Here is a 21,031-nt window from a genome sequence, read left to right as displayed (position 1 = left end):
AATGGCGGACGAAGACCGGCCGCTTAGCCGACCTTAACGGGCGGAAGCCGGCAAGGTCAGGCCTAGGCGTCCCGCGTCAAGGCTTCTTCCCAATCGGTGAAGCGGTTTGAGGCACCTGCGAGGCTCTTCGGCCACGGAAAACAAACCACTCCACCGCTTTCGGGCCTGGGCCGGCGCCAAAGTGTGGGCCGCGGCGCCCTCCCCCCTGGCGAAGCGGTCCGGTTTCGGGCGAAAAGGGCTGGCGATGAGCAATGTCCTGCCCTTCCGCCCGCGTCCGGCCGTCGCGACACTCGCCCGCTGCGAAGTCGTCGCCGTCGCCGGAGACCTCCTCACCCTGCTGGAGCAGCTTGAGGACGTGAGCGCCCGTGCCTCCGCCACCGGCCGCCCGCCCATCGAGGTCGAGCGCACGGTGCAACATCTCCTCGACGCGATCTCGGCGGTCGAGCGCGCCCTGGACTGCATCGGCGAGGGCGAGCAGGTCGCCCCGGCCTGACCCGGAACCACCCGATACCCGCCTAGGTTGTAGCGGCGAAGCGGCGCAACCGGAGCGGGGCGGATGCCATCTCGGACTGCAAGGGCGGCGCGCGTCGCCGCGATCACGATTGTCGTTTGCACCGCTGCCCCGATGGCGACGGTCCATGCCGCCGAGGGCGGTTTCCTCGAAATGCTGTTCGGCGCGAGGCCCGCGCCGCAGGCGCCGCTGCCGGCCCCTGCGGTGAACCCGTATCTCGGCCAGCAGCCGGTCGCCCGGTCGCGCCATCTCGGCTTCGGCCGGCACAGGCTGAAGACCCGCTACGCCGCCCTGCCGGTGAAGATCCATGTCAGCGAGCGCCAGCAGCCCCTCGACATGAGCAACGGCCCGGCGGCCGCCCTGTTGAAGGACGAGACCCTGCGGCCCGGCGACATCGTGGTGTTCAAGTCCGGCGCCCAGGTCTTCGCCGGGCGCACCGGGCGCCAGCACACGATGAGCGACTTCGAGCCGGTGCGGCGCTCGGCGATGGTCGATCGCAAGACGCGCCAGCTCCTGGCCTCCATGACCACGCCGGCGGGAGCGCTTCCCGCCGACGAGGCGAGACGGATGGTCTCGCGGATGCGCAAGGCGGCGCCCGCCAAGAACGAGGCGAAGGCGCAGGTCGCCCGCTCGGAAGAGATCCGCGTGATCAGTCCCTGGCGGACGACGCCCTGATCAGAAGAAGCGCTCCTTGACGACGATCGTGTCGCCGGGGCGCACCGGATAGGTCATCGGCACGATGCCGGAGACGAGGCCCGAGGACGTGGTGCGCGTCAGCACCGCGTAGTCGCGGGCGGCACGCGGGTTGAAGCCCGCCGCGATGGCCACCGCCGTCTCGACGGTCATGCCGTTGACGTAGGCGTACTGACCCGAGGTCGTCACCTCGCCGAGGATGTAGAACGGCCGATAGGCGTCCATCTCGACGGTGACATGCGGCTCGCGCACGAAGCCCGAGGACAGCTTGCCCTCGATGGCGCGCGCCGCCTGGCCCGTCGTCTGGCCGCCGACCTGCACGGTGCCGATCAGCGGCATCGCGATCTTGCCCGCGCCGTCCACGGTGTAGATGTTCGACAAGTTGTCCTGCCCGAATACGATGACCCGCAGCCGGTCGCCGGCCGCGAGCGTATAGCGAGCGCTGATCGAGCCAGTGCCGGTTGCGTCGAGCTCACTGGTCCGAAAATCGGGACGCAGGCAGCCTCCGAGTGCGAGGCTGGTGCCGAGTGCGAAGACAAGTGCGCGCCGGTTCATCACCATCGCCGTGTTAAGAATGTCGATGCAACCGCTGGTACGGTGTTAAGGTTAACGAACCCTATCCGAACGCCCGAAAACCGGTCTCGATAGAATTCGTGGCGCGATTAACGCTCAAGCAACCTTAACGCTTTCAAATGTGGGTTGCGGCTTCAAGGCCGTCCGCACCACTTCTGCGTAAAGAGCTGCCCATGTCCCGGATCAGAATGCGTACAACCGCCTCCGCATTCCGGGCGGCACGGCGCAACGACGGCGTAAATGTCGCGCAGGTCCCTCAGATCCTGCGCAAGTCCCTGGCCTGGATCGTCGTGCCGACCACCCTCGTCGCCCTCGGCGCCGGCGTGTTCGTGAACGTCGTCTCCCCCCGCTATACCGGCGAGGCGAAGCTGATCCTGGAAAGCCGCGAGCCGGCCTTCACCCGCACGGCGCAGGACAGGCCGGAGAGCATTGCCCCCATCGACGAGCAGGCGGTGGCGAGCCAGGTGCAGGTGATGATGTCCCGCGACATCGCCCGCGAGGCGGTCAAGCGGCTCAAGCTCGTGGGCAATCCCGAATTCGACGCCACGGCCGATGGCATCGGCCCGGTGCAGCAGGCGCTGATGCTGCTCGGGATCGGCCCGAACCCGTTCGACCGGCCCGCCGAGGACCGGGTGATCGATTCCTATTTCGAGCATCTGCTGGTCTATCCCGCCGGGAAGTCGCGGATCATCACCGTCGAGTTCCGGTCCAAGGATGCGGCGCTCGCAGCGGAAGCCGCCAATACCGTCGCGCAGCTCTATCTCGCCTCGCTGTCGGCCGACAAGGTCGACACCGCCCGCTACGCCTCGACCTGGCTCGGCGGCAACATCACGGCTTTGCGCCGCAAGGTGGCCGAGGCCGAGGCGAAGGTCGAGGCCTTCCGCGCCAAGCACGGCCTCGTCGCCACCGCCGGCCCGGCCGGTCAGCCGCTCACCGCGCAGCAGCTTTCGGAACTGTCGAGCCAGCTGTCGCAGGCCCGCGTCCTGCGCGCCGACATCGCCGGCCGTGCCGCCGCCATCAAGGACCTCCTGAAGGACGGCCGCGCCTACGAGATCACCGAGGTCGCCAACAACGAGATGCTCCGGCGCACCATCGAGACCCGGATCACCGTGCGGGCGCAACTGGCCCTCGAATCCCGCTCGCTCCTGCCGGCGCATCCGCGCATCAAGGAGCTGAAGGCGCAGCTCGAAGACCTCGACGCCCAGATCAAGAACGCGGCCGAGCGCGCCGTGCGCATCCTGGAGAACGACGCCAAGATCGCCGATGCGCGTGTGACCAGCCTGCAGGCCGCCGTCGACGGCCAGCAGGACGTGGTGGTGAAGGGCAATGCCAGCGAGATCGAGCTTCGCGCGCTGGAGCGTGAGGCGAAGGTCCAGCGCGAGCAGCTCGAATCCTATCTCGGCCGGTTCCGCGAGGCCTCGGCCCGCGACGCCGAGAGCGCCGCTCCGGCCGATGCCCGGATCGTCTCGCGGGCGGTGACGCCGACCCTGCCCTCCTTCCCGAAGAAGGTGCCGATCGTCGGCTTCGCCACCCTGCTGACCCTGCTGCTCTGCATCGGCGGCGTGCTCGCCCGTGCCCTGCTGAAGGAGCCCGGCAAGGTGGTTCGGACCCGCCGCGAGGAGCGCAAGGAGGAGGCAGAGGCCTTCACCCCCGTCGCCGCCAATCCGTTCCTGTTCCCGGAGGCGATGCCCGCCAAGGATTGGGCCGAGCCGGTCGCCTCCGAGGCGAAGCCCCTCCTCGCCGAGACCGAGGCCCAGCCGGAGCCGGTGGACGAGCCCTCGGTCGAGATCGCTCGCTCCGATGTCGAAACGACCGAGGACGCGCCCATCGCGACGGTCGAGCCGGCCCCCGTGGCCGCCAGGATCGCCGAGGCCGCGCCTGCGGACGGCTTCGACCTGACGCCCTTGATCGACCGCCTGTCGCGGCGCCCGAACATCGCCGGCGCCCCGGAGGGCCGGATGGTCGTGCTGATGGAGACCGAGCACGCCGTCATGCCGACCCTGGCGCGTGCCCTGGCGACCGCCTTCGGCCGCAGCGGAAGCGTCCTCGTGGTGGATCTCGCCGGCCCGGACGGCGCGACCGAGCAGCCCGGCTTCACCGACGTGGTCTGCGGCGATGCGGATTTCGTGGAGGCGATCCAGGCGGACGGTCCTGGAGGCGCGCACCATGTCGCCGCCGGCATCGCCCCGGCCGGAACCCTGTTCGAGGAGCCCCGCGCCCTGGCCTTCACCCTGGAAGCCATGGCCGAGGCCTACGATTGGGTGGTCTGCCACCTGCGCCCGCAGCCGGAGGCCGCCGAGATCCTGGGTCTCGTGGCGACGCTGGCCGACAGCGTGGTGATCGCCTCCAACGCCGACCCGGCCGACGAGACCCTGGCCGACCTCTACGCCACGGCCTTGGAGGCCGGCGCCGGTCAGGTGCTGATCGCCCAGGACCGGCCGAGTGCCGAAGCCCCGGCCGAGGTGGAGGAGCACACGACCTTCGCCGACTTCCACCTCAAGGCGGCGTGAGCGGCATCAGCCCTTCCGGCGAAGGACCGAACGGAGGCGCGAAGCGGCGGCGAAGAGGCGGGGATCGCCCTTCACCCGCCGCTTCAGCCGTGTCAGGCCCGTGCGGATCAGGGCGAAGGCGTGCCCCCGCAGGCTCACCGGCCAAACGGTCTCGACCAGCGCGATCGTCTCGTCGCAGATGCTCGCCTTGTAGCGGGCCTCACCCACGCCGAGGTCGAAGCTCATCCGCCCCCGTGCCGTCTGCTCGCGCACGAGGTGATGAAGCAGCAGGTCGCCGGGGCTGAACCGGCTCACCTCCGGGTCGGCCTCGAAGGACGTCATCATCCCGCTGTAGCGTGTGGCGTTCACCGCGCCGCCGAACACCGCCAGGACACGCCCGGTCGCGACCACCCGCAGGGCGTGGACCTCCATCGCGGGATCGTCGCCCGATGCGGCCCGTTCGAGGAAGCGGCGGATCGCCTCCGGGGCGTAGGGATCGAGAATGCCCATGCCGGCGAAGCGTGCCGCCTTCTGGCGATAGAAGGCCGAGAGGATGGCACGAGCCTCCTCGCCATCGCTCGCCCGATGATAGGCGATCTCGCCGAGCGCCTCGATCAGCCGCTTCTCCTTGGAGCGCAGCTTCTTGCGCGCATCCGCGCTGAACACGCGCTTGAGGGTGGATTCCGGATCCGGCCCGAGGACGAGACCGTAGGCATCGCTGGCCTCCGGCTCGCCGCCCCGTGCCAGCGGGTTCGGCGTGCCCTCCCACAGGCGCGGCTGATGCGAGAAGGCGAAGGCGTCGATGCCGGCACCGCCCCCCGCTGCGACGAGGGCGGCTTGCACTTCCTCCGGGGGCACGGCGGCGGTGTCGCGGGTGAAGAGCGGCAGATGGTAATTGGCGTGGGTGTCCCCCACCGAGCGGGCGAGGGTGAGCCCGTGCCGCGTCTGCACCACCAGGGGCATGAGCATCCGGACGCGTCCCGCCTGATCGCGCAGGATCGCCACGCGGGCCTGCGCCGCGACCCCCGTCTCATGCAGGTAGGCGGAGGCCCACGCGAAGCGCTGATAGGGCGAGGCGAAGCAATCCGGCGCGGCCTCGAAGGCACGCCACAGCGGCTCGGCCGCGCCGAGGCTCGGCAGGATCTCGGCGCTCAGCATCGGGACGACGCCAGGCGCGGACCTGATGGCGTCATTCCCGACTCTCCGCTCGATTGGCCCGTGCACGATCGCCGCCATCGTCCCCTCCACCAAGGCCGGACGATCTGAGGCGGAGCGCCTGAAGCGAGGGTTTACCACCGGCACGAATGCACCAACCGTCGCCTGCAATCGCGCGGTTTGGGTAACGCATAGTTGCGGATTCTTTACGCGGCGGCGGGAAAGTCCTGTCCGGCCGGGGCTTCCCGGCGCCCGGACCTCCCGCCATGCTGTCCTCCCGCGCCAAGCACCGCATGTTCGAGGCGGGGTTTCGCGCGGTCGCGGCGACGGGCGCGGACCGCTGGCTCGCCCCGGCGACCCAGGGACTCGGCCTGATCCTCACCTTTCACCGGGTCGATCCGGCGCCGCCGGAGGCCTTCTCGCCGAACCGGCTGCTCTCGATCACCCCCGACTTCCTCGATGCGACGCTGGCCGAACTCGACGCGCGGGGCTTCGAGGTGATCGGGCTCGACGAGGTGCCCGAGCGCCTGACCCGGCCGGATTACGGCCCGCCCTTCGCGGTGCTCACCTTCGATGACGGCTACCGCGACAACATCGCCCATGCGCGGCCGGTGCTGGCGCGGCACGGCGTGCCCTGGACCCTGTTCGTCACCACCGATTTCGCCGATGGGCGCGGCCGGCTGTGGTGGGTGGAACTGGAACGCGCGGTGGCGCGGCTCGACAGCGTGCGCGTCATCCTCGGGGGGCGCGGCGTCGACCTGCCAGCCCGCAGCCCGCAGGAGAAGGCCATGGCCTTCGAGGCGCTCTATCGCGACCTGCGCGGGGGCGACGAGGCTCGCCTGCTCGACGAGATCGCCGGCCATTGCCGCGCGGCGGGGCTGGAGCCGGGCCTGCTCGCGCAGGATCTCTGCCTCGGCTGGGACGCGCTGCGCGACCTCGCCCGCGATCCGTCCGTCACCATCGGCGCGCATACGGTGAGCCATCCGATGCTCGCCAAGCACCCCGTGAACGAGGCCGCCCGCGAAATCGCGGAGGGACGGGCGCGGATCGAGGCCGAACTCGGGAGGCCGGTGCGGCACTTCTCTTATCCGGTCGGCGATCCGTCCTCGGCGGGCGCGCGGGAATTCGCCCTGGCACGCAGCCAGGGCTTCGCCACCGCCGTCACGACGAGGCCGGGGCACCTCTTCGCCGGCCATGCCGGGCATCTGCATGCCCTGCCGCGCGTTTCGGTGAACGGCTGCCACCAGACGCGCGAGGCGTTGGCGGGGCTCCTCTCCGGCGTGCCGTTCCTCGCCTGGAACCGGGGCCGGCGACTCAACGTCGCCTGAGCCGCCTCAGCGGCGGCGGTGACGGCGGTACTCGCCGGTGGAGAACATCGCATATTGCCGCCCGTGGCGGCGGTAGCGGCGGCCCCGACGGGGGGCGGCGTCGGCCTCCGGCTGCAGCTCGGCGGGGGTGGCCTCCGGCAGGGCCGGCGCGGCGGCGGCGTCGACCGAGGCGTAACCCGCCGCGACGTTCTTCGCCGCCGGGCCGAACATCGCGAGGCACTGGTTGTAGGCCAGGTCGTTCTTCAGGCGCTCGCACTCTCCGATGCTCCGGGGCGTCCCCTGCGCCAGGGCGGCGAACGGGACGAGGCACAGGATCGACGCAACGATACGCGCTTGAGACATGCAGCCGAAACTCACGGGACGGGCGCGCGATCGCGAGGTGCGAATCGCTCAAGCTCTGTCTCGGCTGCGAGTGCGGCAAAAACGAGGGGGCGTGCGGCCCCGCACCCGCTAATCGGGCCGTTCCATCCACTTGATCAGCGGCATGAGCGGCACGATCCAGCCGATGCCGAGGATGGAGTAGAGGACAGCCTGGATCGCGGCCGGCGTTTCGGCGATGCGGCTGTCGGCGAGCGCCATGGCGATGGGCGCGTAGAGGCAGACGAAGGTCAGCATCGCCACCGTCCCGATCAGCACGCGCCAGCGTCGCGGCATCGCCCCCTCCTCGCTTCACCTCCGCGAGGGGCTAACGCCCTGATGGGGCGGAAGCAACCGGCGCGATGCCGCGCGGGCGAGGATGCGGCGCCGCGCGCGTTGCCCACGCCCGGCCGATCCCTTAACCCCGGCGCATCCATGGCGCGGAGGACCAGATGGGCGCGATACCGGATCGAGCGGCGGGCGGGGCATCCTCGGCCGTGCGCCTGTGGCTCGCGGTGATCGCGGCCCTAGTGATCGCCATGGTGGCGGTCGGCGGGGCGACGCGGCTCACCGGATCGGGCCTGTCGATCACGGAATGGCGGCCGGTCACGGGCGTGATCCCGCCCCTTTCCGAGGCCGATTGGGCCGCCGAGTTCGCCAAGTACCGCGACACGCCGCAATACAACATCCTCAATCAGGGCATGGGCCTCTCGGCCTTCAAGGTGCTCTACGGCTGGGAATGGGGCCACCGCCTGCTCGGGCGGCTGCTCGGCCTCGTCTTCTTCCTGCCGCTCCTCGTCTTCTGGTGGAAGGGGATGATCCGCCGCCGCCTCGGCTGGGGCCTGCTGGCCCTGGGTGTCCTCGGCGGCCTGCAGGGCGCCATCGGCTGGATCATGGTCGCCTCCGGCCTACAGCCGGGCATGACCGCCGTCGCGCCGCTGAAACTCGCGCTCCATCTCACGACGGCGAGCCTGATCCTCGCGGGCCTCGTCTGGCTCGCGTCCGGCGAGCGGCCGGGCACGCTCGCCCCGGCGCCGTCGCGCCTGCGGGCCACGGCGCTCCTCCTGCCCCCGCTGGTTCTGGCGCAGATCTTCCTCGGCGGCCTCGTCGCCGGTTCCCATGCCGGGCTCGTCTACAACACGTGGCCGGACATGGACGGCGTGCTGATCCCCTCCGCCGATCACCTGTTCGCCGTGACTCCCTGGATCGAAAACTTCGTCGACAACCACATGCTCGTGCAGTTCGACCACCGCCTCGTGGCCTACCTGCTCCTCGCGGTCGCCCTGCTGCACGCCGCCGACGCAGTGATCGCGGCGCGCGGCACCGCTGCCGCAAGACGGGCGCTCGTGGTCGCGGCCTTCGTCCTCGCCCAGGCCGGGCTCGGCATCGCGACCCTGCTGCTGGCCGTGCCGCTCTGGGCGGCGCTGGCGCACCAGGTGATGGCGATGGCCGTGCTGACCGCCGCAACGGTCCATGCCCGCCTCAGCCGGGGCGTGCCGGCCGGTCTCGTGGCCAGAAGGGCGACGGAACGGCCTTACCGGGGCCTCGCGGCGCGGGGTGCGTAAGCTTTTCGCCCTGCGACATTCATGCCGCAGGGCACAAAACACTGCTTATCCACGATAAACTCAGGTTGGTTCCTTATTGCGCAGTCTTACTGTGGAACGGGATAATCACTTCAGGATTACACTCCTGCGCGTTGTGCAGGAGGCTCCGCGATGTCCCTCACAGATGACGGCCGTCCGCTCACTTTGACGTGGAATTACACCCCCCGCGAAATACTGGCCGATGGGATCATCCACGGCCTGGGGGTCGCCTTCGGTGTGCTCGGCGCGGGGGCCCTGATGCTCACCGCCGTGAGCGCGCACCTCGCCCTCGGGGCGCAGGCCGCACTCTTCGTCTACGCGTGCGCCCTGGTGCTGATGCTCGGCGTCTCCGCGACCTACAATCTCTATCCGGTGGGGCCGCGCAAGTGGCTGCTGCGCCGGGCGGACCATGCCCTGATCTACCTGATGATCGCGGGGACTTACACGCCCCTCGTGATCCTGGTCGGCTCCGGCCCCGTCGCCTACGGGCTGCTCGCCGTGATCTGGGTGGTGGCGCTGATCGGCATTGCCGTGAAGCTGTTCCTGCCCGGCCGGTTCGACCGCCTGTCCATCGCCCTTTACCTGATCCTCGGGTGGAGCGGCCTGTTCGCCTATGAATCGGTGATCGCCGCGCTTCAGCCAACCGCCCTGTGGCTGCTGGCCATCGGCGGCGCGCTCTATTCGATCGGCGTGGTGTTCCACGTCTGGCGCACCCTGCCCTTCCAGAACGCGATCTGGCACGCCTTCGTCCTCATCGCCACCGCCTGTCACTACGGCACGATCTGGTCGAGCCTGCGCGGCATCACGCTCGGTTGAACGGACTCGTTTAGGACCGTTTAACTGTCGCTGCCGAATTTCCCGGCGGTGCGAGACGCTTTAATACACCGCACATCGGCACGAGAGCAGGTTTCGCGGCATTAGGCCGAGGAACCTGCCGTGGCATTCCTGACTTCGAGCAATGCGCCCGCCCGCCTGCGGATCCTGCACGTGTTCCGCGCGCCCGTGGGCGGATTGTTCCGCCACGTGTCCGATCTCGCCCGGCTCCAGGCCGCCAGCGGCCATGAAGTCGGCATCGTCTGCGATTCCACGACCGGTGGGGCGCAGGCCGAGCGGGCGCTCGCGGCACTCGCCCCGCATCTCGCGCTGGGCGTGCGGCGCCTGCCGATGCGCCGCAACCCGCATCTGTCGGACCGTACCGCGCTGCTCGCCGTCCGCGACCGGGCAGCGGAGATGGGTGCCGACGTGCTCCATGGCCATGGCGCCAAGGGCGGCGTCTATGCCCGGCTCGCGCCCTCCGCGCGGCCGGTGATCCGCGCCTACACGCCCCATGGCGGCAGCTACAATTACCGCCCGGGCAGCGCCCTGCACCGGCTCTACATGGCCGCCGAGGGTCTGCTCGCCCGGCGGACCGACGTGTTCCTGTTCGAGAGCCACTTCGTCGCCGGGCGCCACCGCGCCTTCGTCGGCGGCCCGGAGCGGATCACGCGGATCGTCCATAACGGTCTCGGCGAGGCCGAATTCGCTCCCCTCACCCCCGCCGCCGAGCGCTACGACCTTCTTTATGTCGGCGAATTGCGCGAGGCGAAGGGCCTGCCGTTCCTGCTCGAGGCCTTCGCCCGGCTGCGGGCGCAGGGGCGCGGCATCCGCCTGCTGATGGTGGGCTCCGGCCCGGACGAGGCGGCCCTGCGTGAAGCCACGGAGAACCTCGGCATTGCCGATGCCGTCGCCTTCGAACCCGCGCAGCCGATCCGCTCCGTCCTGGCGCGCGGCCAGATCCTCGTCGTGCCCTCGCTCGCCGAGTCGCTGCCCTACGTCGTGCTCGAAGCCGCCGCCGCCGCGCAGCCGATGGTCGCGACCAATGTCGGCGGAATGCCGGAAATCTTCGGTCCCGCCGCCAACCGCCTCGTGCCGGCCGGCGACGCGGACGCCCTGGCACAGGCGATGGCCGGCGTGCTCGACGAACCCGTCGACGAGCGCGCCGCGCGCTTCAGGGCGCTCAGCGATTCCGTGCGGCTGCATTTCTCGCTGGAGCGGATGGGCGCCGAGGTGCTGTCCGGCTACGCCGCCACCATCCGCGCCAAGTCGCGCGAGGTGGTCGTAGTCGGCGCCACGGAGACCGCCTGACCTAGTTCAGTGACGCACTCACTCCGTTCACGCGTCTCTGCCCTAGCTCCTTGTTTCTGCATCAATTTTTCCAGACACGGCTGAAGCCTTCGTCTGGATCGATGCACTGGCGGCCTTGTCACGATGACCGGGAGCCACAACCCCCGGCTTTAAGCATTCTGTGAAACAACCGTGCGAGCCTCAGGCGACATGGTCAGTCACCGAGGCTGGAACACGGCGCGATGAGTGCTTTCGACGTCCGCGACATCATGAAGGCTGCGGGTCCCGCATCCACCTATGCCGGCTCCGGGATGGCGGCGCAGGACAGGCCGGTGCGGGTGGCGCGGCCCAAGGCGGTCTCGCCGTTGGTCCTGTGCGGCACGGTGCGCATCCTCGAAGGAGTCGCGCTCCTCGGCTTCGGCGTGCTGCTCTACGCGGCGATGCTCCACGGACGCGTCGCGTCGGTCGCGACCTATGCCGCCGCGATCTGCCTGGTGCCCGCCGCCACCGTCGCCATCGCGCAGGCGGCCGGCGCCTATCGCCTCCAGGCGATGCGCGGATTCGTGCGCGTCGCGATCCGCATGGTCGCCGCCTGGACCACGACTTTCCTCGTGCTGGCCGCCCTGCTCGTCTTCGCCAAGCTCGCGGACCAGACCTCGCGCCTGTGGCTCGCCGCCTATTACGCGGGTGGCCTCGCCCTCCTGCTCGGCGGACGGGTGGTCCTGTCGCGCTACGTGGAGGTGCAGACTCGCGCCGGACGGTTCGACCGCCGCACCGCCCTGGTCGGCGGCGGAGAGGCGGGCGAGGCGCTGATCGCCGCGCTCGCGTCCCAGGTGGATACGGGGATCCGCATCATCGGCGTGTTCGATGACCGCAACGACGACCGCTCGATGGAAACGGTGGCCGGCGTGCCGAAGCTCGGCAACGTGGACGATCTCGTCGCCTATGCTCGTAGCCATCCCCTCGACCTGATCGTGTTCACGATCCCGATTTCGGCCGAGGGCCGCATCCTCCAGATGCTCGCCAAGCTTTGGGTGCTGCCCATCGATATCCGCCTTTCGGCGCACGCCGCGAAGCTGCGCCTGCGGCCCCGGAGCTATTCCTATCTCGGCTCGGTGCCGGTGCTCGACGTGTTCGACAAGCCCATCGCCGATTGGGACGTGGTGGTGAAGGCCGCCTTCGACCGCTGCGTCGCGCTTCTCGCGCTGCTGATGCTCTCTCCGGTGATGATTGCGGTGGCGCTCGCCGTGAAGCTCACCTCGCGCGGGCCGGTGCTGTTCAAGCAGAAGCGCCACGGATTCAACAACGAGCTGATCGAGATCTACAAGTTCCGCTCGATGTACACCGACCTCTGCGACGCCACCGCCAACCGGATGGTGACGAAGGGCGATCCGCGCGTGACGGCGGTCGGCCGCTTCATCCGCAAGACCTCCCTCGACGAGTTGCCGCAACTGTTCAACGTGCTGAAGGGCGACCTGTCCCTCGTCGGCCCACGCCCGCACGCCCTTCAGGCCAAGGCGGCGGACACGCTCTACGACCAGGTGGTCGACGGCTACTTCGCCCGCCACCGGGTGAAGCCCGGCATCACCGGCTGGGCGCAGATCAACGGCTGGCGCGGCGAGACCGACACCTCGGAGAAGCTTCAGCGCCGCATCGAGCACGATCTCTATTACATCGAGAACTGGTCGGTGCTGCTCGACATGCAGATCCTGCTGACGACGCCCTTCGCGCTGTTCAAGACCGAGAACGCCTACTGAGGCGCCGCCGCGAGGCCCGGCTTGCCGAGCACCCTCGGCGCCGGGCTCACCACGCTCACCGCGTTGTTGCGGATCTCGTAGACGGCGAGCGCCCGGTCGCTGGTGCCCTCCGGGCTGAAGCGGAACGTGCCGTCGAGCCCGGCGAAGCCCGAGGCGTTGGTCAGCGTGGGCTCCGCGAAGCGCTGGGAACCGAATTGCCGCGTCAGCGTCGCGGAGAGCATCACGGCGTCATAGGCGAGCGAGGCGACGCGGGGCGGGATCGCGCCGAACCGCGCCTGATACCGCGCGCTGAAGCCCGAGAAGCCGGACCGGTCGGGGGCGGCGAAGCGACCGCCCTGCAAGGCCGGGAGGGCGAACAGGGCCGGTTCGTTCCAGGGCGCGGTGCCGACAGGCCTGACCTTCGCGGGCGAGAACCCGCCCTGCGTCAGGGCGGCGGCGACGGCAGGAAGCCCGTCGGCGGTCTCGGGGATGAAGAGGACGTCGGCGTTGGCGCGCGGCCCGGCGATCACCCCGGCGAGGCGCTTCACCGCCTCGCCCGGCGCTCCGGCCGGATAGCGCTCGATGGCCGCGATCCGCGCGCCCCGGTTCGTCACCGCCTCGCGGAACTGCGCCTCGACGGCGTTGCCGTAGGCGGTCTCGGGGATCAACGCCGCGAAGGAGCGGCGGCCGGAGGCGACCTCCTCCTCCACGATGCGCGCGACTTCCGGCTGCGGGAGGAAGCTCAGGAGGTAGACCCCGCGCGAGGCCACACCGACATCGGTCGAGAACGCGATCATCGGCTTGCCCGCCGCCCGCGCCGCCACGGAGGCCGAGCGGACATTGCCCGCGAAGAGCGGCCCGAGCACGAGGTCCGCCCCCGCCTTCAGGCTGCGCTCCGTGGCGCTCGCGGCGCCGGCCGGGGTGCCGCCGTCGTCCTCCACGAGGATGGTGAGGTCGGGCTGCTGGCCCTCGTCATAGGCGAGTTGGGCGGCGTTGCGCATGGCCGCGCCGACATTGGCCCCCTGCCCCGTGAGGGGAACCACGAGGGCGACCTTCACGCTGCCGCTGCCGATGCGTTCGCCCGCCAGAGCCGGCGCCGCCGCCGGATCCACCGGCGCCTCGGCCACGGGCGGCGGCGGCGGCGGACGGTTGCGCGCAACCCTCTCGGTGCCGACGCAGCCCGACAGGGCCGTGGTGCAGATCAGCACGGCCGGGACGACCAGACCCCGCGAGCGCGATGCCTGCGCCATCGGGAGTTCTCCTCAGAGGAAATCCGGGGGAAGCCTGTCGGTCCTTGTCCGGCTTGTAAATGCCGGTTGAAGCTCTTCCCCCGTTCTCCACTTCCCCGGCGGCGACGCGGGAGCCCGGCTGTGGCAATCTCGCCATCGATGAACCGTCGAATCGAACCCGCGCGGCCGGCATCCGCCCGCAGCGCCACCTTCACCGCCTTCGGCCTCGCAAGCGAGGCGGAGCCCCTGTCCCCCGGATTGCACATCGTCGCCACGCCGATCGGCAACCTGCGCGACGTGACGATCCGCGCGCTGGCCACCCTCGCCGCCGCCGACGCGGTGCTGGCCGAGGATACCCGCGTGACGCGCACGCTGCTGGCCCATTACGGCATCACCACGCCGCTGCTCGCCTATCACGAGCATTCGAACGAGGCCGTGCGCGAGCGGATGGTCGCCCGCCTCAAGGCCGGCGAGGCCCTGGCCCTCGTCTCGGATGCCGGCACGCCGCTGGTGTCGGATCCCGGCTACAAGCTGGTCCAGGCGGCGATCGAGGCGGGCATCACCATCGTGCCCGTGCCCGGCCCCTCGGCCGTGACGACGGCCCTCGTCGCGGCGGGTCTGCCGACCGACCGCTTCTTCTTCGAGGGCTTCCTGCCGCAGAAGGCCGGAGCCCGGCGCAATCGCCTGGAGGCCCTGGCGCAGGTGCCGGGCACGCTGGTTCTATTCGAATCTCCGCACCGGCTGGTCGAGATGCTGGCCGATGCCGCCGCGACGCTCGGCGCCGACAGGGCCGCCGCCGTCACCCGCGAATTGACGAAGCTCTACGAGACCGTGCGCCGCGACAGCCTCGGCAGCCTCGCCGAGCGTTTCGCCTCCGAAGGGCCGCCCAAGGGCGAGATCGTGGTGGTGATCGGCCCGGCCTCGGCCCAGGCGGCGGGGCCGGAGGACGACGCCGCCCTCGACGCGGCGATCCGGGTCGCCCTCGCGCGCCACTCGATCAAGGATGCGGCGAGCCTCGTCGCCGACGAGACCGGCCAGCCGCGCCGGCAGGTCTATTCCCGCGCCCTGGCGCTCGCCCGCGAGGACGAGGCGTGACCCAGGCCGCCGGGCGCGAGGCGCGCCGGGCCGCGTACCGGCTTGGGCATCGCGCGGAATGGTTCGCCCTGCTGGCGCTGGTGCTGCGCGGCTACGTGCCGGTCGCCCGCCGGGTTTCCCTGGCGGGGGGCGAGATCGACCTGATCGTCCGCAGGGGCGGCACGCTCGCCTTCGTGGAGGTGAAGGCGCGGGGGCGGCTCGACGAGGCGCGGGAGGCTATCGGCGCGGTCAAGCGGCGGCGCTTCTCGAAGGCCGTACGCGCCTGGGTGTCCCGCCATCCCTCGGCGGCGGGCATGACGCTTCGCGCCGATGCGGTATTCGTCGGAGCGCGCGGCTGGCCGGAACATTGCCCGGCCGCCTTCGTCATCGAGGGGCTGTGAGGCCCCTCAGCCCTCGGCCTTGCGCATCGCCCCGATCAGGGTGCGCTTCAGGTCCGCCTGGCTGAACGGCTTCTGGACGACTGGACGGTCGCGGAACGGCTCGCGGATGCCCGCGCCCCCGTAGCCCGTCGAGAAGACCAGCGGACGATCCCGCGCGACGATGGCCTCGGCCACCGGATAGATCGGCTCGCCGGCCACGTTCACGTCGAGGATGGCGACATCGAACGTTTCGCGCGCCGCCATTTCGAGGGCCGTCGACAACCGGGCCGCAGGTCCTACGACCGTGCAGCCGAAGTCGAGCAGCATGTCCTCAAGCAGCATCGAGATCGCGGCCTCGTCCTCGACCACGAGGACGCGGACACCGTTGAGCAGTTCGTCGTTGAGGTCAGCACTCACGCCGGGCCGTCTTCCCTTCGCTGCCCCCGACGGGGTCGTTGCCGCGCGATAACATCGTGTACCGGTACGCAAACCACCAGGCGGGACTTGCGAGACCTTGAGGGTGGGTCGCCCGTCCACGCTGGCGTGTCAAGCGACAGCTCGCCACGTCAGCGCGCTGCATCCCAACCCTATGTTAAACTCCGATACATTTTCGACGACATGCGGCGCGGATGCAACCTACCTTCAGGATCGAACCTGACGGAATTCATCCAACGGCAACGCTGTCCTGGTACGAGCGTACTAGTTTCTAGTTGTCCGTGAAGGCAACCTTGGCCCCGCGGGCGACATGCTTCGCAAGGTCGCGGGCACTCCAGTTGGTGAGCCGGATGCAGCCATGCGATTCCGTCTTGCTGACGCGCTCCGGCTCGGGCGTGCCGTGGATGCCGTAGCTCGGGATGGCGAGGTCGATCCAGACGAGGCCGACCGGATTGTTGGGCCCTGAGCGGATCGAGAATTTCCGCTTCGTCTTCACACCCTTGAACCCATACTTCGGGTTGTAGGTGTAGACCGGATCGAAGGCGACGCCCTTCACCGTGGTCTCACCGCTCGGCGCCGGCTTCTCGCTGCTGCCGATGGAGGCGGGGTAATACGCGAGCAGAGCGCCGTCCGCGCCAAAAGCACGCACGTCGCGGTTGGTCTTGTCGACGCTGATGCGCTCCACCTTCGGATCCTGCGGCAGATCCTTGGCCTTCGGCTTGTCCAGGCCCATCGGCTCGACGCCGGCCACCGCGATTTGCGTGCCCGCCTCATCGAATGTCTTGCCGGGGTTGAGGGCGCTGAGCAGGTCGCGGCTCATGTGGAAGCGCTCGGCCAGCATCTCGCGGGCATTGGTGTAGCCCAGCGAGTTGAGATCGGCCTGCTGTTCCATCTTGGGCGGGATGCGGCGCTGGTAGGGGCCTTCCGCATCCTCCTTCGTGATCGTGTAGGTCTTGAGGGCCGGCGCGGAATCGCCCGATTGGAGCGCCTCCCACACCTCCTTCGTGAGATGATCGGAGGCTGGGAGCTTTCGCGCGGCAGCGTAGGCCGCCAGCGCGCGGTGGTAATTGTCCCCCTCGCGCCCATCGATGGCGCCCGGCGAGAAATGCGCCCGGTCGAGGAGCACCTGCGCCCGCACGGTGATCGGCTGCGCCGGGGGCTCGCCCTTCTTCGACGTGTCCTCGCCGGTCTTGCCATCGGTGAAGGTCGCGGCGTTCACCGCCTCCTCGGTCAGCGCCGGCGGGGCTGGCTCCTTGGACTTGGTGTCCTTCTCGGCGGCCAAGGCCGGCAGGGCCAGCATCGCCAGGAGGGCCGGCACACTCAGCCAGACACGCGTCATCGTCGTTGGGCTCCCGGAGCAGACGGCTCCGACGCCCTCAAGCGCCGGAGGCGTGACAGCGTTCCAGACCGCTCTGTCGCACCTATTCGCAGAGGCGGTGGCCGGCGGTTCGCTCGCGCTCGTCGAGGTGGAGGTGGTTGGCATGGGCGGCGTTCGAGCCCGGCCCGAGAACCGTGCGGAAGAAGGCGCAGGCCTTGGTGCGCGTCGTCTTCAGGAAGGTCGCCTCGGGCCCGTCGCCGGGCGTGTCCTTCACCGGCACCGGGGCGCGCCCGGTGAAGGTGTAGCCCATCACGTCCACGGCGTCGGCGAAGGCGTGCTCGCTGAGCTTGGCGTCGACATCGTGGTTCTGGCCCCGGCAGACATAGGTGCCGCCGAGGTCGAGGGCGGCGAGCGGCTTGCCGAGGGAGCGCTGCGCCTCGACCTGCACCTCGCTCGCCCAGCGTGCCAATCCCTCGGCCGCGCGGCAGGTGAGGGTCGCGGCGGGCCGCAGGGCGATCCCATCGGCCAGTTCCGTGACCTTCAGGGGTAGCGGCGCCGTGCATTGTCCCTCCGCGATGGGCGGAAGCGGCTCGAAGCTCGCACCGAGGCGCTTGAGACGAGTCCGGCAGGCCTCGTCGTCCGGCGGGGCGACCTTCAGCGCCAGCGCGGCCTCGCCCGCCATGTCGGCGGGCCGCTCCGGCGGCACCGGGGGCGGCACCGGCATGACGGTGGCGGGCGGGGCGGGCGTCAGTTCCGGCGGGCGCGGCGGCGGGACGGGCGCAGGCTCCGGCGGAGGCGGCGGGGTGAGTTCGGCCGGGCGTTCGGGCGGCGTCGGCGCCGCCGAGGCCACCGGGACCGTGAGCAGCACGGCACACAAGCCCGCCGCCGTCCTCATACGCATCGTCATATCGCCCCTGACGCTTCCCCACCCGAGCCATAACGGCCGAGGTGCCGTTCGGATCGTTCGCCCCGGTTGCGGCAGGCGGCGGATCGGACCAGAACAGGCGCGACGGGCGCAGCGCCCGAAACCGAGGATGCGAATGCCGGACACTCTCGCCGCCGGGCTCGACAGCCTTCCGCAGGACAATCCGTTCGCGCAGGCGCAATGGGACACGCCCTACGCGTTGCCGCCCTTCGGACGGATCCGGCCCGAGCATTACCTTCCGGCCTTCGAGGCTGCCCTCGCCGCGCACGAGGCCGAGATCGCCGCGATCGCGAACGATCCCGCGCCGCCGCGCTTCGCCAACACCGTCGCCGCCATGGAGCGGGCCGGTCAGGCGCTCGATCGGGTGGCGGGCGTTTTCTACAACCTCACCGGAAGCCACACGAACCCGGACCTTCAGGCCATCGAGCGGCAGGTCGGCCCGAAGCTCGCCCGGCACGGCAGCGCCATCTACCTGAACCCGCATCTCTGGGCGCGGATTTCGGCCGTCGATGCGGACGCGGAAAGCCTCGGGCCGGAGGAACGCCGCGTGCTGGACCGCTACCGCATCCGCTTCCGCCGGGCCGGCGCCGAGCTCGCCCCGGAGGCGAAGGAGCGGATGGCGGCCATCGCGGAACGCCTGTCCGAACTCGCGACGCAGTTCAGCCAGAACCTGCTGGCGGACGAGAGCGGCTTCACCCTGCCCCTGGCGGGGGAGGATGACCTCGCCGGCCTGCCGCCCTTCCTGCGCGCCGCCGCCGCCAGCGCCGCCAAGGAGCGCGGGCTCGACGGCCACGTCATCACCCTGTCGCGCTCGCTGATCGAGCCGTTCCTGGTCTTCTCCACCCGCCGCGACCTGCGCGAGAAGGCCCACGAGGCCTGGACCCACCGGGGCGAATCCGGCGGGCCGACCGACAACCGCGCCATCATGGCCGAGATCGTGAGGCTGCGCGCCGAGCGGGCGCGGCTGCTGGGCTACCAGAGCTTCGCGCATTTCAAGCTCGCGGACACGATGGCGGCGAGCCCCGACGCGGCGATGGAATTGCTGCGCGACGTGTGGACCCCCGCCCGCATCCGCGCCATCGAGGAGCGGGACCGGCTCCAGGCCATCGTCCAGCAGGAGGGGCACAACTTCGCCCTCCGCGCGCATGATTGGCGCCACTACGCCGAGAAGCTGCGCCGGGCCGAGCACGACCTCGATGAGGGGGAGATCAAGGCCTACCTGCCGCTGGAGCGCATGATCGCGGCGGCCTTCGACACGGCGACCCGCCTGTTCGGCCTGACCTTCGAGGAATTGCACGACGTGCCGCGCTACCACCCGGATGTCCGGGTCTGGCGGGTGGGCGATGCGGAGGGCCGGGAGGTCGGCCTGTTCCTGGGCGATTATTTCGCCCGCGCCTCGAAGCGCTCCGGCGCCTGGATGAGCGCCTTCCGCTCGCAGGAGAAGCTGACCGGCATCGTCACGCCGATCATCGTCAACGTGATGAATTTCGCCAAGGCGCCGGAGGGCCAGCCGACGCTGCTGTCCTTCGACGACGCCCGCACCCTGTTCCATGAATTCGGCCACGGGCTGCATGGGCTGCTCTCGGACGTGACCTATCCGCTGCTGGCCGGCACCTCCGTCTCCGGCGACTTCGTGGAACTGCCCTCGCAGCTCTACGAGCACTGGCTGGAACAGCCGGAGATCCTGCGCGCCCACGCCCGCCACCACGAGACCGGCGCGCCGATGCCGGAGGACCTTCTGCGCAAGCTGCTCGCCGCGCGGGCCTTCAACCAGGGCTTCGCCACGGTGGAATACACCGCCTCGGCGCTGGTCGACATGACGCTGCACCTCTCGGCCGAGGGTGAGGCGGGGCTGGATGTGCCGGCCTTCGAGGCGGATGCCCTGCGCCGGATCGCGATCCCCGCCGAGATCGGGATGCGCCACCGCTCACCCCACTTCGCGCACATCTTCGGCGGCGAGGGCTACGCGGCGGGCTATTACAGCTACCTCTGGTCCGAGGTGCTGGATGCGGATGCCTTCGACGCCTTCCGCGAGGCCGGCGACATCTTCGACCCCGAGACCGCCAAGCGCCTGCGGACCTTCGTCTATGGGGCCGGCAACCTGCGCGACCCGCGCGAGGCCTACACCGCCTTTCGGGGCCGGATGCCGAGCATCGCGCCGCTCCTCAAGAAGCGGGGTCTGGCGGCCTGAGCCGCCGATCCCAGAGGTAAGGAATTCGTAAAGAAACGTCCTTAACGACTGCTTACAGCACAGGCTGCGAGCGGGAGGGACGGACGATGACTGATTCCAAGCCGACGGCATCGACCGGCGAACGACCGAAAGTTGAAGTGGTCGAAAAGACCCCGAAAAAAGGTCTTAACGTCGAGATCATCACCGAGAAGCAGCCGTTCCTGGAAGCGCCCCGGCGCTTCGCCCAATCGCTGATGCGCGTCGAATCGCGCCTCGTCGCGGTGGCGGGCGGCGCACTGGCGCTCGGCGCCATGCTCGGCTTCGGCGCAGCCTCGCGTGACCAGGGCTCGACGGCGGCCGTCGCCTCCCTCGCCTCGGCCATCGACGCGAGCCGCACCGATGCCGCCAAGCTCGCGGCGAGCGTCGCCAAGCTCGACCAGAGTGTCGGCGAGTTGCGCAGCGCCGCCGACAGCGCCCGCAAGGAGAGCGCCGGCAAGGGCGGAAGCCTCAACGAGAAGATCGCCCAGCTCGACCGCAGCCTGACGGCGAAGCTCGCGAGCCTCAATGAGAAGCTGGATCAGGCGGAGAAGGAGCACGCGGCGCGGATCGCCGCCCTCACCGCGCGCCCCGTCGCAGCCAAGGCCGAACCGACGCAGACCGGCAGCCTCGCGGAGCCGCGCGAGACGAAGGTGGAGGCCAAGGTCACGGAGGCCAAGCCCGTCGAGGCAAAGCCGCAGCCGGAGCCGGCGAAAGCCGCCGCGCCCGCCAAACCGCCCGTGCTGGAGCAATACGCCCTGCGCGACGTGTTCGACGGCGCCGCGATCATCGAGAACCGCAGCCGGCGACTGTTTCAGGTGATGCCGGGCGATACGCTGCCGGGGGCGGGCCGGGTCGAGGCGATCGAGCGCCAGGGGCGGCAATGGGTCGTCGTGACCCGTCAGGGCTTCGTCACGCCCAAGGAATGGTGAGATC

20 protein-coding genes are annotated in these 21,031 nt (G+C 70.2%); 12 read left to right on the top strand and 8 right to left on the bottom strand.

Going from position 1 to position 21,031, the window contains the following annotated elements:
* Positions 1-244: 244 nt before the first annotated feature.
* Positions 245-493 (top strand): hypothetical protein, encoded by a 249-nt coding sequence (locus tag ACS5Q7_RS07030; protein WP_478338705.1) that lies wholly within the window; start codon positions 245-247, stop codon positions 491-493.
* A gap of 132 nt (positions 494-625) precedes the next feature.
* A complete protein-coding gene (locus ACS5Q7_RS07025) occupies positions 626-1,186 on the top strand; it encodes a hypothetical protein (RefSeq protein ID WP_478338704.1) in 561 nt (186 codons plus the stop codon).
* Here ACS5Q7_RS07025 and ACS5Q7_RS07020 read toward each other — a convergent pair whose 3' ends face one another.
* On the bottom strand, positions 1,187-1,765 hold the full coding sequence (locus ACS5Q7_RS07020; protein WP_478338703.1) for a polysaccharide biosynthesis/export family protein: 579 nt from the start codon (positions 1,763-1,765) through the stop codon (positions 1,187-1,189). It lies immediately after the preceding gene.
* Between the two features lie 185 nt (positions 1,766-1,950).
* Between ACS5Q7_RS07020 and ACS5Q7_RS07015 the strand changes: the two genes are divergently transcribed.
* A complete protein-coding gene (locus ACS5Q7_RS07015) occupies positions 1,951-4,287 on the top strand; it encodes a lipopolysaccharide biosynthesis protein (protein WP_478338702.1) in 2,337 nt (778 codons plus the stop codon).
* A gap of 6 nt (positions 4,288-4,293) precedes the next feature.
* On the opposite strand, the gene ACS5Q7_RS07010 is transcribed toward ACS5Q7_RS07015, so the two are convergent.
* Positions 4,294-5,424, bottom strand: a complete 1,131-nt coding sequence (locus ACS5Q7_RS07010) for a GNAT family N-acetyltransferase (RefSeq protein ID WP_478338701.1) — start codon at positions 5,422-5,424, stop codon at positions 4,294-4,296.
* 263 nt (positions 5,425-5,687) lie between these two features.
* On the opposite strand from ACS5Q7_RS07010, the gene ACS5Q7_RS07005 reads away from it, so the two are divergent.
* The gene (locus ACS5Q7_RS07005; protein ID WP_478338700.1) at positions 5,688-6,749 is read left to right on the top strand and encodes a polysaccharide deacetylase family protein; all 1,062 of its coding nucleotides are present in this window, start codon (positions 5,688-5,690) and stop codon (positions 6,747-6,749) included.
* Between the two features lie 6 nt (positions 6,750-6,755).
* Here ACS5Q7_RS07005 and ACS5Q7_RS07000 read toward each other — a convergent pair whose 3' ends face one another.
* Positions 6,756-7,091 carry a hypothetical protein gene (locus ACS5Q7_RS07000; RefSeq protein WP_478338699.1) on the bottom strand — a complete coding sequence of 112 codons (336 nt, stop codon included), beginning with the start codon at positions 7,089-7,091 and terminating at the stop codon, positions 6,756-6,758.
* 108 nt (positions 7,092-7,199) lie between these two features.
* The gene (locus ACS5Q7_RS06995; RefSeq protein WP_478338698.1) at positions 7,200-7,403 is read right to left on the bottom strand and encodes a DUF2842 domain-containing protein; all 204 of its coding nucleotides are present in this window, start codon (positions 7,401-7,403) and stop codon (positions 7,200-7,202) included.
* 155 nt (positions 7,404-7,558) lie between these two features.
* Here ACS5Q7_RS06995 and ACS5Q7_RS06990 point away from each other — a divergent pair, with 155 nt between their 5' ends.
* The 4 genes from ACS5Q7_RS06990 to ACS5Q7_RS06975 all read left to right on the top strand — a co-directional run bounded on the left by ACS5Q7_RS06990 (position 7,559) and on the right by ACS5Q7_RS06975 (position 12,549).
* Complete coding sequence (locus ACS5Q7_RS06990) at positions 7,559-8,671, top strand: COX15/CtaA family protein (RefSeq protein ID WP_478338697.1); 1,113 nt, start codon at positions 7,559-7,561, stop codon at positions 8,669-8,671.
* A 150-nt stretch (positions 8,672-8,821) separates the two neighbouring features.
* On the top strand, positions 8,822-9,505 hold the full coding sequence (gene trhA, locus ACS5Q7_RS06985; protein ID WP_478338696.1) for a PAQR family membrane homeostasis protein TrhA: 684 nt from the start codon (positions 8,822-8,824) through the stop codon (positions 9,503-9,505).
* 120 nt (positions 9,506-9,625) lie between these two features.
* Positions 9,626-10,813: a glycosyltransferase family 4 protein gene (locus tag ACS5Q7_RS06980; RefSeq protein WP_478338695.1), complete on the top strand. Its 1,188-nt coding sequence runs from the start codon at positions 9,626-9,628 to the stop codon at positions 10,811-10,813.
* A gap of 221 nt (positions 10,814-11,034) precedes the next feature.
* On the top strand, positions 11,035-12,549 hold the full coding sequence (locus tag ACS5Q7_RS06975) for an undecaprenyl-phosphate glucose phosphotransferase (protein WP_478338694.1): 1,515 nt from the start codon (positions 11,035-11,037) through the stop codon (positions 12,547-12,549).
* Here ACS5Q7_RS06975 and ACS5Q7_RS06970 read toward each other — a convergent pair.
* Entirely contained in the window at positions 12,543-13,778 is a 1,236-nt protein-coding gene (locus tag ACS5Q7_RS06970) for a penicillin-binding protein activator (protein ID WP_478338693.1), read from the bottom strand. The two genes, ACS5Q7_RS06975 and ACS5Q7_RS06970, sit on opposite strands and share 7 nt — an antisense overlap.
* A gap of 138 nt (positions 13,779-13,916) precedes the next feature.
* On the opposite strand from ACS5Q7_RS06970, the gene rsmI reads away from it, so the two are divergent.
* Entirely contained in the window at positions 13,917-14,852 is a 936-nt protein-coding gene (gene rsmI / locus ACS5Q7_RS06965) for a 16S rRNA (cytidine(1402)-2'-O)-methyltransferase (RefSeq protein ID WP_478338692.1), read from the top strand.
* Positions 14,849-15,232 (top strand): YraN family protein, encoded by a 384-nt coding sequence (locus ACS5Q7_RS06960; RefSeq protein WP_478338691.1) that lies wholly within the window; start codon positions 14,849-14,851, stop codon positions 15,230-15,232. The genes rsmI and ACS5Q7_RS06960 overlap by 4 nt, the downstream gene beginning before the upstream one ends.
* A 6-nt stretch (positions 15,233-15,238) precedes the next feature.
* On the opposite strand, the gene ACS5Q7_RS06955 is transcribed toward ACS5Q7_RS06960, so the two are convergent.
* The 3 genes from ACS5Q7_RS06955 to ACS5Q7_RS06945 all read right to left on the bottom strand — a co-directional run bounded on the left by ACS5Q7_RS06955 (position 15,239) and on the right by ACS5Q7_RS06945 (position 17,865).
* Positions 15,239-15,628 (bottom strand): response regulator, encoded by a 390-nt coding sequence (locus ACS5Q7_RS06955; protein ID WP_243958547.1) that lies wholly within the window; start codon positions 15,626-15,628, stop codon positions 15,239-15,241.
* A 289-nt stretch (positions 15,629-15,917) separates the two neighbouring features.
* A complete protein-coding gene (locus ACS5Q7_RS06950; protein WP_478338690.1) occupies positions 15,918-16,985 on the bottom strand; it encodes a L,D-transpeptidase in 1,068 nt (355 codons plus the stop codon).
* A gap of 82 nt (positions 16,986-17,067) precedes the next feature.
* Complete coding sequence (locus tag ACS5Q7_RS06945; RefSeq protein WP_478338689.1) at positions 17,068-17,865, bottom strand: extensin-like domain-containing protein; 798 nt, start codon at positions 17,863-17,865, stop codon at positions 17,068-17,070.
* 139 nt (positions 17,866-18,004) lie between these two features.
* Here ACS5Q7_RS06945 and ACS5Q7_RS06940 point away from each other — a divergent pair, with 139 nt between their 5' ends.
* Both ACS5Q7_RS06940 and ACS5Q7_RS06935 read left to right on the top strand, forming a co-directional pair.
* A complete protein-coding gene (locus ACS5Q7_RS06940; protein WP_478338688.1) occupies positions 18,005-20,080 on the top strand; it encodes a M3 family metallopeptidase in 2,076 nt (691 codons plus the stop codon).
* 86 nt (positions 20,081-20,166) lie between these two features.
* Positions 20,167-21,027, top strand: coding sequence for a hypothetical protein (locus tag ACS5Q7_RS06935; protein ID WP_478338687.1), 861 nt, complete (start codon positions 20,167-20,169; stop codon positions 21,025-21,027).
* Positions 21,028-21,031 lie beyond the last annotated feature (4 nt).

It is taken from the genome of Methylobacterium sp. Gmos3 (genome assembly GCF_056430985.1).
Note: the sequence above shows the minus strand (reverse complement) of the source record. Positions and strands in the feature narration are given on the sequence as shown.

Bases quoted from the DNA above. Each gene is read 5' to 3' on its own strand.
- ACS5Q7_RS07015 (WP_478338702.1), top strand. From the start codon at position 1,951: ATGTCCCGGATCAGAATGCGTACAACCGCCTCCGCATTCCGGGCGGCA.
- ACS5Q7_RS07025 (WP_478338704.1), top strand. From the start codon at position 626: ATGGCGACGGTCCATGCCGCCGAGGGCGGTTTCCTCGAAATGCTGTTC.
- ACS5Q7_RS06945 (WP_478338689.1), bottom strand. From the start codon at position 17,865: ATGCGTATGAGGACGGCGGCGGGCTTGTGTGCCGTGCTGCTCACGGTC.
- ACS5Q7_RS07000 (WP_478338699.1), bottom strand. From the start codon at position 7,091: ATGTCTCAAGCGCGTATCGTTGCGTCGATCCTGTGCCTCGTCCCGTTC.
- ACS5Q7_RS07005 (WP_478338700.1), top strand. From the start codon at position 5,688: ATGCTGTCCTCCCGCGCCAAGCACCGCATGTTCGAGGCGGGGTTTCGC.
- trhA (WP_478338696.1), top strand. From the start codon at position 8,822: ATGTCCCTCACAGATGACGGCCGTCCGCTCACTTTGACGTGGAATTAC.
- ACS5Q7_RS06970 (WP_478338693.1), bottom strand. From the start codon at position 13,778: ATGGCGCAGGCATCGCGCTCGCGGGGTCTGGTCGTCCCGGCCGTGCTG.
- ACS5Q7_RS07030 (WP_478338705.1), top strand. From the start codon at position 245: ATGAGCAATGTCCTGCCCTTCCGCCCGCGTCCGGCCGTCGCGACACTC.
- ACS5Q7_RS07020 (WP_478338703.1), bottom strand. From the start codon at position 1,765: ATGGTGATGAACCGGCGCGCACTTGTCTTCGCACTCGGCACCAGCCTC.
- ACS5Q7_RS06990 (WP_478338697.1), top strand. From the start codon at position 7,559: ATGGGCGCGATACCGGATCGAGCGGCGGGCGGGGCATCCTCGGCCGTG.
- ACS5Q7_RS06995 (WP_478338698.1), bottom strand. From the start codon at position 7,403: ATGCCGCGACGCTGGCGCGTGCTGATCGGGACGGTGGCGATGCTGACC.
- ACS5Q7_RS06950 (WP_478338690.1), bottom strand. From the start codon at position 16,985: ATGACGCGTGTCTGGCTGAGTGTGCCGGCCCTCCTGGCGATGCTGGCC.
- ACS5Q7_RS06940 (WP_478338688.1), top strand. From the start codon at position 18,005: ATGCCGGACACTCTCGCCGCCGGGCTCGACAGCCTTCCGCAGGACAAT.
- rsmI (WP_478338692.1), top strand. From the start codon at position 13,917: ATGAACCGTCGAATCGAACCCGCGCGGCCGGCATCCGCCCGCAGCGCC.
- ACS5Q7_RS06975 (WP_478338694.1), top strand. From the start codon at position 11,035: ATGAGTGCTTTCGACGTCCGCGACATCATGAAGGCTGCGGGTCCCGCA.
- ACS5Q7_RS06935 (WP_478338687.1), top strand. From the start codon at position 20,167: ATGACTGATTCCAAGCCGACGGCATCGACCGGCGAACGACCGAAAGTT.
- ACS5Q7_RS07010 (WP_478338701.1), bottom strand. From the start codon at position 5,424: ATGCTGAGCGCCGAGATCCTGCCGAGCCTCGGCGCGGCCGAGCCGCTG.